Below are 12,962 nucleotides of genomic sequence, written 5' to 3' on the forward strand. Positions count from 1 at the left end.
CTCCTTGAGGGACCCAGGATCCCTCAAGGAGGCCCCCACGGACCTACCCGGCCCGGCCCCGGGGCCTGCGCCGGAAGAAGGCTCAGCCCGTGATGGGGCTGGTCTGGTGGGACAGCAGCTTCCAGTCGCCGTCCTCCTTGACGATCACCCACGTAGCGCGGACTTCGCGTTCCGGGGCGACTCCCGTTTCCCCCTTCAGCACGACGCCGCCCTTGGTGACCGCGAAAGCCACGGTGTCCGACAGTTTGCGGATGACGACCGGGGTTTCCTCGAGCCGCGCGCCCGCGTAATCGCCCGCGAAGGCCTCTTTCATGTATTCGAGGACTTCTTCGCGGCTCTTGAGCTGTTTGTCACCGACGAGCATGCTGCCGTTGTCGGCGAAGACCTCGGCGAACAGTTCGGCGTCGTTGCGCTCCCACGCACCGCGGATGCGCAGCGGCACGGTCAGCACCGCGCCCTCTTCGCCGTTGGGGAAGTCGCCGTAGTTGGCCGCCCACTTCTTCGCGCCCGCGACCAGTTCGGATGCCTTGCCTGGCATGATGTTTCTCCTCAGGGGTTCAGGGGGTTACCAGCGCAGGGTGGCGCCCGCGCCGCGCGGGCTGTTCTGGTAGCCGGCCAGGTACCACTGGCCGTCGTCCTGCTTCACACAGACCCAGGTCGAGCGCACGGCGAGCTCCGGGTCGATCTCGGTCTCACCCGGCGCGAGGATCCCGCCGTGGGTGCGGATCAACGCGACCGTGTCCGAAGCGAACCGCAGGTCAACCGGCTGGCCCGTCACGCCGCTGCCCTTGAACGGACCGGCGTAGGCGGCCTTCATGAACGCCCTGATCTCTTCGCGGCCGACCTTGTACACGTCACCCGGCAGGATCAGGATCCCGTCCTCGGTGAACACCTCGGCAACGCCATCAGCGCTGTTCTCCGCCCATGCCCCGACCAAGCGGAGCGGGACGCTCAGTACTTCCTTCTCCCGCTCGGAAGTGAACTGACCGTAGTAGGCCGTCAACCTGTCCTCGGCACTGACCGACATAGAAGTCTCCTCATCGAAGCAATCGCATACCCGTGGTCGTTCCCAGGTTCATTGTCCGCGCGTGGTAAGGAAACGCTTCCTATTCCTTGCGACCGTCGGCCCGGATTCAGGCGGCGGCGCGGGCCGTGGCCAGTTCGGCGAGCGCGGTGACGAGACGGTCGATGTGCGCGCGGGTGGTGCCGAGGCCGATGCTGGCCCGGACGATCGAGTCGTCGCCGCCGGCCAGGTGGCGAACCAGGTTGTGGGCACACATCTTGCCGTCGCGCACGCCGATGCCGTAGTTGTCCGACAACGTTTGGGCGAGCAGCCGCGCGTCCCAGCCTTCGACGGCGAACGACACGATGCCCACCCGCGCCGAATCGGGACCCCACAACGAAAGTTCGCGCAGACCGGGCACCGAGGAAAGACCGGAACGCAAATACCCGAGGAGGCGTTCTTCGCCTGCCACGAGGGCGGGCCAGCCCGCATCGCTCAGCGCCGAGCAGGCGGCCGCGATCGCGAGCGCGCCGAGGACGTTCGGGCTTCCGGCTTCATGACGTTCTTCGGCGGCGGACGCCCACACGACGGTGTCCGGGCCGACCAGCTTGCTGGCACCACCGCCGCGCAGATAGGGATCCGCGTCGCGGAGCCAGTCGCCGCGCCCGATCAGCACACCGGCCCCGAACGGCGCGTAGAGCTTGTGCCCGGAGAAGGCCAGATAGTCCACATCGGACATGTCCAGCGGCCGGTGCGGGGCGAGCTGCGCGGCGTCGACCGCGATGCGCGCGCCACGGGCGTGGGCGGCCGCCGCCAGCTCGTGGACGGGCCACAGCTCGCCGGTCACGTTAGAGGCGGCGGTGACCACGAGCAGCCCGCCGGGGGAGAGTGCGCCGGCCGCCGCGGCGACGGCTTCGGACGGCGAGGCGGGCATGGGCAGGCGCACCACGAAATGCCGGTGCAGCCAGGGAAGCAGGTTGGCGTGGTGCTCGGATTCGAAGACCACGACGGTGGTGGTCAAGGGGACGCAGGAGGCGAGCAGGTTCATCGAATCGGTGGTGTTGCGGGTGAAGATCACCGAATCGCCCGGCCGGGCACCCGCGAACCGGCGCACCGTCCGCCTGACGTCCTCGTAGGCACGCGTGGTCAGCTGGGATAGCTGTCCGGCGCCCCGATGCACACTGGCATACAACGGCAATGCCGCGTCGAGCGTTTCCTTGACCGCGCGCAGGCACGGCGCGCTCGCCGCGTAGTCGAAGTTCGCGTACGGCACCTGAGTGCCGTCCGCCAGCGGCACCCGGACATCCGCGCCCACCACCGCGGGCAACACGGGGTCCAACGGGGTAATGGACACGGCCGACCTCCTGGTGAAGTTCCCCCATCCGAGCATGTCGGCACGAGGGAACCGGGGCAACTCCGGTAGTGCTCAGTGCCGAGCAGTATGGGAGACGCTGTGTGGCGGCGTGCGCGCCGACAATGGAATCCGTGAGTGACACATATGACGTGGTCGTGGTCGGGGCCGGGCACAACGGTCTGGTCTGCGCGGCTTATCTGGGACAAGCGGGCTACCGCGTCGCGGTGGTCGAACGGCGCGACTTCGTGGGTGGCGCCTGCATCACCGAAGAGGTCTTCCCCGGGCACCGGTTCAGCACCGCCAGCCTGGTGACCACCTTGTTCCGCAAGGAGATCATCGAGGACCTCAAACTCGCCAAGCACGGGCTGAGAGTCCTCGAGCGCGATCCGTCGGTCACCGCGCTCCTGCCGGACGGGCGTTATCTCACCTTCAGTTCCGATCCCGCGAAAATGCGCGCGGAAATCGGCAAGTTCTCCCAGCACGACGCGGACGCGTATTTCGAATACGGTGCCGCGATGCGCCGGATCGCCCGCTTCGCCGAGCCGTATGTGGCCGGGGGGTCCAGGCGGCCGCTGTTCGAGGACATCCCGGCGCTGAAGGCTACTCTGCAGACCGCGGCCGGACTCGACGACAAGGACCTCCGCCTGCTGGTGGGCACGCTCTTCGGCAGCGCGCGCGAGGTACTCGACGAGTGGTTCGAGTCCGAACCCCTCAAGGTCACGCTGGCCACGGACGGCACCGTCGGCGTCGACGGCGGGCCCTCCATGCCGGGCACCGCCTACCTGATGCTCTACCACCAGATGGGCACGACCGAGGACGCGCGCCCGTCGTGGGGCCAGGTGAAATGCGGGATGGGGAGCATCACGCGGGCGCTGTCCGCGGCGTGTGAAGAGTTCGGGGTGGACATCTTCACCGGGCGGGGGGTCAAGCGGATCCTGCTCGGCCACTGCCCCCGCGCCGTCGCCTGCCGCGGCGTCGAACTCGAGGACGGCACCCATATCGCCGCACGGGCCGTGGTTTCGGCGGCGGACCCCTCGACCACCTTCGAGAAGATGGTCGATTCCGATGTCGTGCCCGCGAGCTATCGCGCCGCGCTGGCCGGCCGCCCGCATGTCGGCGTCGCGGGCAAGGTCCACCTCGCGCTCGACCATCTTCCCGAGGTACGCGGCTTCGACGGATTCGGCGAGCACTTCCGGGGAACGCTGCAGATCCTGCCGGACATGGATCACCTCGACCGGGCGCACGCCGAAGCGCGGGCGGGGATCCCGCCTGCCCAGCCGCACGTCGAGTGCTCGGTCCCGAGCATCCTCGACCCCGATCTCGCCCCGCCCGGCAAGCACATCATGAGCATGTACCTGCAGTACCTGCCGTACCAGCCGGCGGGCACGACCTGGGACGAGATCCGGGAGTCCTATTTGGACAGCCTGCTGGCCTACATCGAGCCGTACCTGCCGGGGCTCACCGAGGCGGTGACGCACCGGAAACTGTTCACCCCCTGGGACATCGAACGCGAAATCGGGCTGCCCGGCGGAAACCTCTACCACGGCGCGATGTCTCCGCTGGACCTGTTCGCCGGACGACCGGTGGCCGGGTACGCCGACTATCACACGCCGGTGGCCGGGTTCTTCCTGTGTGCTTCGGGCACCCGGCCGGGCGGTGGCGTGTTCGGGATCCCGGGCCGGAACGCGAGCGAGACCGTGCGCAGGTACTTCATGGAGCGGCGCAATGGACGATGATGACGAGGACGAATACGCCGCCGACCTCGGGCTGATCAGGTCGATCGCGCTGCCGGCCGACGGGAAGATCCCCGTCGCCCTCGCCGAGGTCCCCGGCCGGGAACACTACGACGGCTACTTCCGGATCGCGCGCGGACGCCCGGACCTGGCGGCCTGGACGCAGTCCTGTTTGGACGTCCAGCGCGATGTGCTCGCCGACCTCGAGCACACCTCACTGTCCGATGAGGACAAGGCAGCGATACTGGCGGGCTGCGTGGTCGTGCTGCACAGCACCCTGGCGGAATGGCTGGCGCCCGCCGGAATCGAGGAGGCGGCGGCGTGAACGACACCGGGCAGGCCGTGCTCCGCTGGAAGCTGGGACACCAGCTTTTCCACCTGCATCTGACCGCGATGAACGGGCTGCTGGTGGAAGCCGGTCACGCCCTGGAGCGGTCTCGCTGGCCCGAGCTCGAAACGGCCATCGACAAGCTCACGATCCTCTATGACGCCGCAACCTCGACGATGCGCTACGCCTCGGACTTCAGCCAGGATCTCTACGAGCGGGTGATCCGCCCGTCGATGGCGCCGCCGTTCATGGGGCCGGGATTCTCCGGTGTGCTGAACGCCGAACACGAGCAGATGCTCGGCAGGCTCACCACACTGCGGCGTGGGTTCAAGGCCGCGGACCGGGCCGGGCGCGTGCCCGGTGACGTGCGGAGCGCGGCGGCCCGGCTCTGGTCCGCGCAGTCGCGCAACCGGCGTCACCACATCTTCGTCTGCGAAAAGTTCGTGCCCGAGGGCGGATCCCTGCTCTCCGAGTACTGGCAGTCCCAGCAGTCCGCCACCGACAAGGAGTAGAAAGTCATGATCCACGTTCTGGAAACCTGGGAACTGAAGGAAGACTACGCCGACCGCGTGCCCGAGCTGATGCAGAAGATGGACGACCTGGTCGGCCCGCGCGCGCACGAGCACCCGGCCTTCCTTGGTCACGCCACCTTCTACCAGCACGAGCACCAGCCCACCAAGGTGTGGGTGATGTACCCGTGGCGCAGCCGTGAGGAGGCCGAGGAGCTCGTCGGCGGCGAGGCGCCGCTGATCGACGAATTCGAGGCCACCTACTGTGCCGCGCCGCGGGAGGTCAGCTATCTCACCGAGGTGCCGCACGAGCACGATCACGACGACGATCACGACCACTGATGCTGACCCGGCTGCCCGGCACGGACCAGGTCGCGCTCGTCACCGGCGGCGCGCGCGGGATCGGCAGCGCGTTGTGCGAGCGTCTCGCCGAGGAAGGCGCGATGGTCGCGGTGAACTACCGGAGCGACTCCGCGAGCGCGCAGGCGCTCGTGGACCGGCTCCGGGCCTCGGGCGCCCGCGCGGTGATGGTCCGGGCCGACCTGTGCGATCCGGACCAGGCCGAGCGCGCCGTGCGCCAGACCGCCGAGGCGTTCGGCGCGGAAGTCTCGATACTGGTCAACAATGTCGGCGAGTTCGTGCTCGGCGCGGTGGCGGAGACCTCGGCGAAGCGCTGGAAGTTCATCATCGACAGCAACCTGAACTCGGCGTTCTACGCGACCAAGGCGGCGCTGCCCGGCATGCGTGCGCGGGGTTTCGGCAGGGTCGTCACCGTCGGGCTCGCCCCCGCGCTGGACGTCAGGGGCGCGCCGAACCTCGCGGCGTACACGGTCGCGAAGACCGGGATCGCGGTGTTCACCCGGTCGCTGGCGAGCGAGGAGGCCAGGCACGGCATCACGGTGAACTGCGTGGCGCCCGGCCTGATCGACAACGGCCATCTGCCACCGGAACAGGCGGGGTGGATGGCGAAGCGGGTTCCCGCCGGAAGACTCGGCACCTCGGACGACATCGCCGACGCGGTGGCGTTCCTGGTCTCCGACCGCGCCGGGTACATCTCCGGTGCCACGCTTTCGGTGTCCGGCGGCTGGGACTGGGGTGACCGTCCGAGGGACCACGACGAGGACGTGACCGAACTCTTCGCCGAGGTGCCCGCGCAGAATTCCGGTGAGGCCACTCATGCCTGAGGAACCCGGCGACTGGGCGCCCGCGGTGTTCGAAGAGCACGGCAGGCACCTGCTCGCGGTGCTCCGGGAGCATTTCGAGTCGATCCGGCAGGTCCCGGTGACCGTCCCGCGGGACACCGGCGACCTGTCGGCCTCGCTGCGGGCCGAGCTGCCCGAGCACGGCGTGGACTTCGAGCGGGTGCTCGCCGACACGCGCGAGCTGGTCGTGCCCTATCTGGTGCACTGGAACCATCCCTCGTTCCACGGCTATTTCTCCAACAGCGCCAGCTTTCCCGGGATTCTCGCGGAGACGATGACCGCGGCGCTGAACGTCAACGCGATGCTGTGGAAGAGCGGCCCCGCGGCCTCCGCGCTCGAACGGGTCGTGCTCGGCTGGGTCGCGGAAATGGCAGGCTACCCGGCGGAAGCGGACGCGGTGCTCGTCAACGGGGCGTCGCTGGCCACGCTGTACGCGCTCGCGGCCGCGCGCGACGCCGCGCTCGGGCCGAGTGTGCGGGTGGAAGGCCTGGCCGGGCGCGATCTCCCGGTGCTGCGGCTCTACACCTCCGATCAGGCGCACAGCTCGGTCGACAAGGCCGCGATCACCCTGGGCTTCGGCCTGGCGAACCTGGTCAAGGTGCCCACCGACGAGCGGTACCGGATGCGGCCGGAGGCGCTGGAAGCCGCGATCCGCGACGACCTGGCCGCGGGCTTCAAGCCGGTGGCGGTCGTCGCCACGGCGGGCACCACCTCGGTCGGGGCGGCCGATCCGATCCCGGCGATCGCCGGCGTCTGCGAGCGCACCGGCGTCTGGCTGCACGTGGACGCCGCGTTCGGCGGATTCTGGCGGCTGGCACCGTCCCTGGCCGATCATGTCGAGGACGTGAGCCGCGCGGATTCCCTGGTGGTCAATCCGCACAAATGCCTTTACATCCCGATGGAGGCGACGGCACTGCACTGCCGTCGTCGCGGCGCGCTCGCGGACACGTTCCGCCTTGTCGCCGAATACCTCACGTCGGCGCAGGACGAGCACACCGTCGACTACATGAACCTGACACCCCAGCTGGGACGCAGTTTCCGCGCGCTGAAACTGTGGTGGGTGATCAGGACGTTCGGCAGGGCGGGCCTGGCCCGGCGGCTGGAGCACAGCGTCGAACTGGCGAACTGGCTCCGCGAAGCCGTCACCGCCGAACCGTTGTGGCACTGCCCGGTGGATTCTATTTACCCGTTGGTGTGCCTGCGGTTCGAGCCCGATGCCGGCCGGGAGGCCCGCGACCGGCTGAACGCCGAGATCGTCGAGGAACTCAACGCCTCCGGCGAAGCCTTCGTATCCCACACGGTGCTCGACGACGGATACGTGATCCGGGTGTCGATCGGCAATATCCACACCACTCGCGCCGACGTCGAACGGCTGTGGCGCGCACTACGGGAGATCGCCGCACGGCGGTTTTCCTTGCCGCGGGCGGCTTGACATCGCTGGAGGAGCAGGGAGTAGCAGATGAGCAACGCGCTGGCGGCGGTCGACGGCGGCCACGGCGGGATCAGGCACCTGATGATCCCCGGCCCGTGCCGGCTGCCGCCCCGCGAACTGGCGGTGCTGGGCAGGCAGATCCAGCCACACTACGGTCCTGAGTGGACGGCCGATTTCGCCACGGTGCACGAGGATCTCGCGCTGCTGCTGGGCGCGGACCGCACGTACCTGCTGCCGGGATCCGGCTCGGCCGGGCTGGACGCCGCGTTCTTCAACCTGTTCGAGCCTGGCCAGCGGGTGGCCGTGGTGGACTCCGGCTACTTCGGCAGCAGGCTCGTCGCGATCGCGCGGGCGCACGGGCTCGACGTGCGTGTCGTGCCTTGTGAACCGGGGCAGCCCGTCGACCCGGCGCGGGTGGACCTCGGCGGCTGCGACGGCCTGGTGGTCACCCACGTGGAGACCGCGACCGCGGTGCGGCATCCGATCGAGGAGCTGGCGCGGCTGGCCCACGCGTCCGGCGCGGTGTTGCTCGTCGACGCCATCGCGGCCGCCGGCGGGGAGCACATCGACATGCGCGCGATGGGCGTCGACGCGCTCGTTTCCGCGTCCCAGAAGGGACTCGGCGGCGCACCCGGCCTGGCCGTGGTAGCACTCACCGAGCCGGGAAAGCAGCGGATCGACGCCCGCTCGGTGCGCCCGCCCACCTGGTATCTCGACCTCGCGCGATGGGAGCACGCGGCGGCCGAGGACGACTGGGAGCCCACCCCGGTCACCATGCCGACCAGCCTGGTGCACGTACTGGCGAGCAGCGTCCGGCGGATTCACGCGGCAGGCAGGGAAAACTGGGTCGCCGAGCGCGCCGCGTTGCGCGCGGAATGCCGCGATGGCTTGCGGCGCCTGGGTTTCGGCGTGGTCGCCGACGACGAGCACGCGGCGAACCTGGTGGTCGTCGCCCGCCATCCGCGCGCGGACGAGCTGTGCGACCGGCTGCTGGACGCGGGAGTGATGATCGCGGGCGGCCTCGAGCCGTTCGCGGGCGAGACGTTCCGGATCGGACTGGTCGGCACCGCCGCGAACCGGCGGCTGACCGAAACCCTGCTCAAGGAGATCGAGAGGATTCTGTGATGGTCACGCTGCAACGGTCGATGGGGGTTTCCGGGCTCGTCATCCACTACGTGACCTCGGTGGTCGGCGTCGGCATCCTCATCCTGCCCGGCCACGCGGCGGCCGAGGCCGGGCCGCTGTCGCTGCTCGCGTGGGCGCTGCTGATCCTCTACTCGTACCCGCTCGCGCTCACCTTCGCGCGGTTGTCCGCCCAGTATCCGAGCGCCAGCGGTATCGCCTGCTTCGTCAGCTCCGGCCTCGGGGCGCGCGCCGGCCGCTGGGTCGGGTCGTTCCTGGTGCTGTCCCTGCTCATCGCGAATCCCGTGCTGGGCCTCGCCGCGTCCCGCTATCTGCTGAACATGTGGGATCCCGATCCCAGTGCCCTCAAGGTGGTCGCGCTCGGCTTCGCGATCATGGTCGGCTCGGTCCTGTTCAACCTGTTCGGGGTCAAGACGAGCAGCTTCGTGCAGGGCGCCGTGCTGGTCGCGCTCGTCACCTTCCTGGTCGTGGTGATGACCATCGCCATGCCGAGCGCGGATCCGGCCCACCTGACGCCGTTCGCGCCGCACGGATGGTCCAGCATCGGCGCGGCGCTGATCGTGTGCTTCTTCGGGTTCATCGGCTGGGAGAACGCCGCGCCCGTCGCCGAAGAGGTGGTGGATCCCCGCCGGACGTTCCGGAAGGCCATCGCGCTGGCGGTGTTCGTGATCGGGTTCCTGTATCTGACGATGGCCGCGACGATCGTGCTGGTGGTGCCGCCGGGAGCCGCCGAAGGCAGTCAGATCACGGCGTTCACGACATTGCTGCGGATCGTGAGCGGGGAAACGCTGGCGCGGGTGGGCGGCATCGTCGCGGTGGTGTTGCTGTTGCTCGCGACGAACGCGTGGGTGCTCGGCACCTCGCGGATGATCTACTCGTCGGCCAGGAACGGTCTGCTTCCGGCTGCTTTGACGAAGGTTTCCGCGCGGCGGAACGTGCCCTACGTCGCGTTGCTTTCGCTGATCGCCGGGTATGGCGTGCCGGTCGGCCTGCTCGCGGTGACCGGCAGCACCGAGGAGCGGCTCATCACCGCGACCTCCGCGGCCTTCCTGCTGATCTTCCTGGTCACCTTCGTGGCCGCGCACCGGCTGTTGACCGGGCGCGGCGCGCGGGCGGGCAACATCGGCGTCGGCATCGTCGCGGCGGCGATGCTGCCGTTCTTCGGTACCAGCCTGATCTACGCGGCGGTGTTGACGGTGCTGGCGCTGCTGATGGCGGCGCGGAAGCAGGCCGCGGGCCGGGCCTGTTGCTGCTGACGCCGCTCGATCCAGCTCGCCCACACCTCGAGCGCTTCCTGCGGGTCCTTGCGACCGACCCCGACGCGGAAGCGGTCGGTGGGTACTGGCGTCAGCTCCGAGACGTACAGGCTGGCGGGCAGCAGCAGGACTCCAGCCTCGGCGACGAGGTCGGCGCACATCGCTTCGACCCCGTCCGCGCCGAGATAGCGCGGGAAGGTGACACAGCCGCCCTTGGGGGGCTGCCACTCGAACAAGTCGGGAAAGGCGGCGAAGAAGGCGTCGAACCTGGGCACGTTCGCGGCGATGATCCGGCGGTTGCGGTCCAGCAGCGACTCGCGGCAGTGCAGCGCGATCAGCGCCAGCACCTCGCTGACCGTCGAGTTGCAGATGGACGCGTAGTGCTTCGCGCGTTCGAGACGCCGCAGCAGCGTCCGGTCACGGCAGGCGATCCAGCCGATCCGCAGGCCGCCGAGCCCGTAGGCCTTGGACAGCACGTTGAGGGACAGCGCGCCGGCCGACAGGTCGGCGGCCTGCGGCAGCGTGGTCTCCGCGTCGAGCTCGACGCCGCGGTAGACCTCGTCGCTGAACAGCCGGATCCCGTGGTCCTCGGCGAGGCGCACCAGCCGCTCCCAGGTCCGCCGGCCGGGGATCGTGCCGGTGGGATTGTTGGGGAAGTTGACCGAGATGACCTTGGTGTTCGGGCGGATGGCCCGTTCCAGCGCGTCGACGTCGAGACTCCAGCCGTCCGACGGGTCTAGCGCGATGCCGGTGACCTCGCAGATCGACAGCGGAATGGTCTCGGCGGCCTGGTAGTTCGGGGTGACGACGATGGCGTGGTCGTCCGCGTCGAGCAGGACGTGCATGGCGAGGTTGAGGGCTTCCTCCGCGCCTGCGAAACAGAGGACGTCCTCGGCCTCGAGGTTCTCGTACGTGTCCGCGATCGCCGCGCGGAGGGCGGGCAGACCGTAGGTTTCGCTGTAGCTCAGGTCCATGCCTTCCCAGCGCTCGCGGTCCTCGGGGCTCGCCATGGCGAGCAACTCCGCCTTCGACACCGTCTGCGCGTCCGACGCGGTGAGGTGGTACTTCGCGACGAACTCCCACCGGGAGAAATAGGACTCCAGCCGGAACTCGGGAAGTGTAGGCATGGCGACAGTCTCAGCCGCCGTCCGGAAACCCCGCGTCTCCTCCCGTGCTCGGTCTTCGGCAGGTCTGTCCTTTGTGGATTATGTCCCATGAAGGGGCCTTGAGAGCGCTGAGCGCTGTGGAGGGCCCTTAAGCGCGGTCGGCGGGTCTGGGAATGGGTGTTGTGGGGTATGTCGCGACGGCTGCGGTTTCGCGCGGGTGGCGGCCTTGCCTGTCGTGAACGCTCCGTTCGGGACGTTCACTGTCGCCAACGGAGCGTTCGCGACGGCGTCGTGATGCCGAGTGACGCCAGGCCGGTGTCGCGAACGACGCGTTCGAGACGGTCATCGTCGCCAACGGCGCGTTCGGGACGCCAGGGTGTGGCCGCGGCGGCAACCGCCCCGGGCCGGGTGGTATCCGAGGGACGCCCCCGGTGCACCCAACGCACTCAGGGACGCCCTTGTCGCAGCCGGCCACCGGTGCGCGAGTCACCGTAGTCCGCAAGGGAAGAGGGGCCCGCGGGGGTGGTTCGCTGAGATCCTCGGGGAGACCTTGACCACCGGTCCGAGGAGTACATTGTGAGTCCCACCGAAACAACGTCGGAGCAGGAATTCGTCAGCCGTGCCTCGAACCTGGTGCCGTTGCTGAAGGCGAACGCGGCTTGGACGGAGGAGAATCGCCGGCTGCATCCCGAGACGCTCGAAGCACTGACCGACGCCGGCTTCTTCCGGATGCGTATCCCGAAGCGGTACGGCGGGCACGAGGTCGGGCTCCGGACGCTGTCCGAGGCCGTCACCGAGCTCGGACGCGGCGACGGCTCGACGTCGTGGACCGCGGGTGTCTGGACGATCAGCACCTGGATCGCCTGCCTGTTCCCCGACGAGGTGCAGGACGAGATCTTCTCGACCCCGGACGTGCGCGTCTGCGGCATTCTCAGCCCCACGGTGACGGCGACGCCGACGAAGGGCGGCTACCTCGTCAACGGCAAATGGACGTTCAACTCGGGCGCCCAGCAAAGCCACTGGAACACGAACTCGGCGCTGCTGCTCGACCCCGACGCCGACGGCCCCCAGCCGATCATGACGGCGATTCCGTTGAAGGAACTGGAAATCGTCGACGACTGGTACACCTCGGGCCTGCGCGGTTCCGGCAGCGTGAGCACCGTCGCGCGGGACGTGTTCGTCCCCGCCGAGCGGGTGCTGAAGATGGGTCCGGTGCTGCGCCAGCAGTACGCGTCGGTCAAGAACGCCGGCTCGCCGATCTTCCGCGCGCCGCTGCTGCCCACCGCGTGCGCCACCGTCAGCGCGACCGTGCTGGGCCTGGCGAAGGCGGCCAAGGAAGCGTTCTTCGAGCGGCTGCCGGAGCGCAAGATCACCTACACCGACTACACCCGGCAGTCCGAGGCGCCGCTGACCCACCTCCAGGTCGCGGAGGCCACGGCGAAGGTCGACGAGACCGAGTTCCACGCGCTCCGCGCCGCGGACCTGGTGGACGCCAAGGCCGCGTCCGGCGAGGAGTGGACGCTGGAGGAACGCGCGCGCGTCCGGCTGGACCTCGGCGCCACCTGCCAGCGTGCCAAGGAAGCCGTCGACATCCTGGCCACGGCCAGCGGCGGTTCGTCGATCTACGACTCCGTGCCGATCCAGCGCATCGAACGCGACATCCGCACCCTGAACCTGCACGCGATCATGCACCCCAACACCAACTTCGAGCTCTACGGCCGCATCCTCTGCGGCCTCGGCCCGAACACCCACTACCTCTGAGCCCTTACCGCGAAGGCCCCCTCCGACCCGAGGTTGGAGGGGGCCTTTCACCGTGAGGGGCCCGGGGAGGCCCCACGGACTATCCTTTGTGGATTGTTGGGCCGTGAAGGCCTCCTTACCGGCGCTCAACGCCGG

13 protein-coding genes are annotated in these 12,962 nt (G+C 69.1%); 9 read left to right on the forward strand and 4 right to left on the reverse strand.

The annotated features are described in order from the left end of the window. Nucleotides 1-82: 82 nt before the first annotated feature. The 3 genes from ACFWX1_RS46600 to ACFWX1_RS46610 all read right to left on the reverse strand — a co-directional run bounded on the left by ACFWX1_RS46600 (nucleotide 83) and on the right by ACFWX1_RS46610 (nucleotide 2,357). Nucleotides 83-538, reverse strand: a complete 456-nt coding sequence (locus ACFWX1_RS46600) for an SgcJ/EcaC family oxidoreductase (protein WP_378396369.1) — start codon at nucleotides 536-538, stop codon at nucleotides 83-85. Between the two features lie 27 nt (nucleotides 539-565). Beyond that, complete coding sequence (locus tag ACFWX1_RS46605; protein ID WP_378331615.1) at nucleotides 566-1,027, reverse strand: SgcJ/EcaC family oxidoreductase; 462 nt, start codon at nucleotides 1,025-1,027, stop codon at nucleotides 566-568. A 106-nt stretch (nucleotides 1,028-1,133) separates the two neighbouring features. Beyond that, the gene (locus ACFWX1_RS46610; protein ID WP_378396370.1) at nucleotides 1,134-2,357 is read right to left on the reverse strand and encodes an aminotransferase class V-fold PLP-dependent enzyme; all 1,224 of its coding nucleotides are present in this window, start codon (nucleotides 2,355-2,357) and stop codon (nucleotides 1,134-1,136) included. A gap of 131 nt (nucleotides 2,358-2,488) precedes the next feature. Between ACFWX1_RS46610 and ACFWX1_RS46615 the strand changes: the two genes are divergently transcribed. From ACFWX1_RS46615 to ACFWX1_RS46650, 8 genes are read left to right on the forward strand one after another with little or no spacing between them, the layout of a single operon-like run. After that, nucleotides 2,489-4,093: a phytoene desaturase family protein gene (locus ACFWX1_RS46615; protein ID WP_378396371.1), complete on the forward strand. Its 1,605-nt coding sequence runs from the start codon at nucleotides 2,489-2,491 to the stop codon at nucleotides 4,091-4,093. Next, nucleotides 4,083-4,415: a hypothetical protein gene (locus tag ACFWX1_RS46620; protein ID WP_378396372.1), complete on the forward strand. Its 333-nt coding sequence runs from the start codon at nucleotides 4,083-4,085 to the stop codon at nucleotides 4,413-4,415. The genes ACFWX1_RS46615 and ACFWX1_RS46620 overlap by 11 nt, the downstream gene beginning before the upstream one ends. Beyond that, a complete protein-coding gene (locus tag ACFWX1_RS46625) occupies nucleotides 4,412-4,930 on the forward strand; it encodes a hypothetical protein (RefSeq protein WP_378396373.1) in 519 nt (172 codons plus the stop codon). Before ACFWX1_RS46620 ends, ACFWX1_RS46625 begins: the two co-directional genes overlap by 4 nt. Nucleotides 4,931-4,936: 6 nt before the next feature. Further along, entirely contained in the window at nucleotides 4,937-5,269 is a 333-nt protein-coding gene (locus ACFWX1_RS46630; RefSeq protein WP_378331620.1) for a hypothetical protein, read from the forward strand. Continuing rightward, on the forward strand, nucleotides 5,269-6,111 hold the full coding sequence (locus ACFWX1_RS46635) for an SDR family NAD(P)-dependent oxidoreductase (RefSeq protein WP_378396374.1): 843 nt from the start codon (nucleotides 5,269-5,271) through the stop codon (nucleotides 6,109-6,111). The genes ACFWX1_RS46630 and ACFWX1_RS46635 overlap by 1 nt, the downstream gene beginning before the upstream one ends. Continuing rightward, a complete protein-coding gene (locus ACFWX1_RS46640) occupies nucleotides 6,104-7,561 on the forward strand; it encodes a pyridoxal phosphate-dependent decarboxylase family protein (RefSeq protein ID WP_378396375.1) in 1,458 nt (485 codons plus the stop codon). Before ACFWX1_RS46635 ends, ACFWX1_RS46640 begins: the two co-directional genes overlap by 8 nt. 27 nt (nucleotides 7,562-7,588) lie before the next feature. Beyond that, nucleotides 7,589-8,686: a pyridoxal-phosphate-dependent aminotransferase family protein gene (locus ACFWX1_RS46645; RefSeq protein WP_378396376.1), complete on the forward strand. Its 1,098-nt coding sequence runs from the start codon at nucleotides 7,589-7,591 to the stop codon at nucleotides 8,684-8,686. Continuing rightward, on the forward strand, nucleotides 8,686-9,960 hold the full coding sequence (locus ACFWX1_RS46650; protein ID WP_378396377.1) for an APC family permease: 1,275 nt from the start codon (nucleotides 8,686-8,688) through the stop codon (nucleotides 9,958-9,960). The genes ACFWX1_RS46645 and ACFWX1_RS46650 overlap by 1 nt, the downstream gene beginning before the upstream one ends. On the opposite strand, the gene ACFWX1_RS46655 is transcribed toward ACFWX1_RS46650, so the two are convergent. Continuing rightward, the gene (locus ACFWX1_RS46655) at nucleotides 9,882-11,087 is read right to left on the reverse strand and encodes an aminotransferase class I/II-fold pyridoxal phosphate-dependent enzyme (RefSeq protein WP_378396378.1); all 1,206 of its coding nucleotides are present in this window, start codon (nucleotides 11,085-11,087) and stop codon (nucleotides 9,882-9,884) included. The two genes, ACFWX1_RS46650 and ACFWX1_RS46655, sit on opposite strands and share 79 nt — an antisense overlap. A gap of 555 nt (nucleotides 11,088-11,642) precedes the next feature. On the opposite strand from ACFWX1_RS46655, the gene ACFWX1_RS46660 reads away from it, so the two are divergent. Further along, entirely contained in the window at nucleotides 11,643-12,827 is a 1,185-nt protein-coding gene (locus tag ACFWX1_RS46660) for an acyl-CoA dehydrogenase family protein (protein ID WP_378396379.1), read from the forward strand. The last annotated feature ends 135 nt before the right edge of the window (nucleotides 12,828-12,962 follow it).

Source organism: Amycolatopsis sp. NPDC059021 (assembly GCF_042739895.1).
Classification (GTDB): Bacteria; Actinomycetota; Actinomycetes; order Mycobacteriales; family Pseudonocardiaceae; genus Amycolatopsis.

Bases quoted from the DNA above. Each gene is read 5' to 3' on its own strand.
- ACFWX1_RS46600 (WP_378396369.1), bottom strand. From the start codon at position 538: ATGCCAGGCAAGGCATCCGAACTGGTCGCGGGCGCGAAGAAGTGGGCG.
- ACFWX1_RS46605 (WP_378331615.1), bottom strand. From the start codon at position 1,027: ATGTCGGTCAGTGCCGAGGACAGGTTGACGGCCTACTACGGTCAGTTC.
- ACFWX1_RS46620 (WP_378396372.1), top strand. From the start codon at position 4,083: ATGGACGATGATGACGAGGACGAATACGCCGCCGACCTCGGGCTGATC.
- ACFWX1_RS46630 (WP_378331620.1), top strand. From the start codon at position 4,937: ATGATCCACGTTCTGGAAACCTGGGAACTGAAGGAAGACTACGCCGAC.
- ACFWX1_RS46635 (WP_378396374.1), top strand. From the start codon at position 5,269: ATGCTGACCCGGCTGCCCGGCACGGACCAGGTCGCGCTCGTCACCGGC.
- ACFWX1_RS46640 (WP_378396375.1), top strand. From the start codon at position 6,104: ATGCCTGAGGAACCCGGCGACTGGGCGCCCGCGGTGTTCGAAGAGCAC.
- ACFWX1_RS46645 (WP_378396376.1), top strand. From the start codon at position 7,589: ATGAGCAACGCGCTGGCGGCGGTCGACGGCGGCCACGGCGGGATCAGG.
- ACFWX1_RS46650 (WP_378396377.1), top strand. From the start codon at position 8,686: ATGGTCACGCTGCAACGGTCGATGGGGGTTTCCGGGCTCGTCATCCAC.
- ACFWX1_RS46655 (WP_378396378.1), bottom strand. From the start codon at position 11,087: ATGCCTACACTTCCCGAGTTCCGGCTGGAGTCCTATTTCTCCCGGTGG.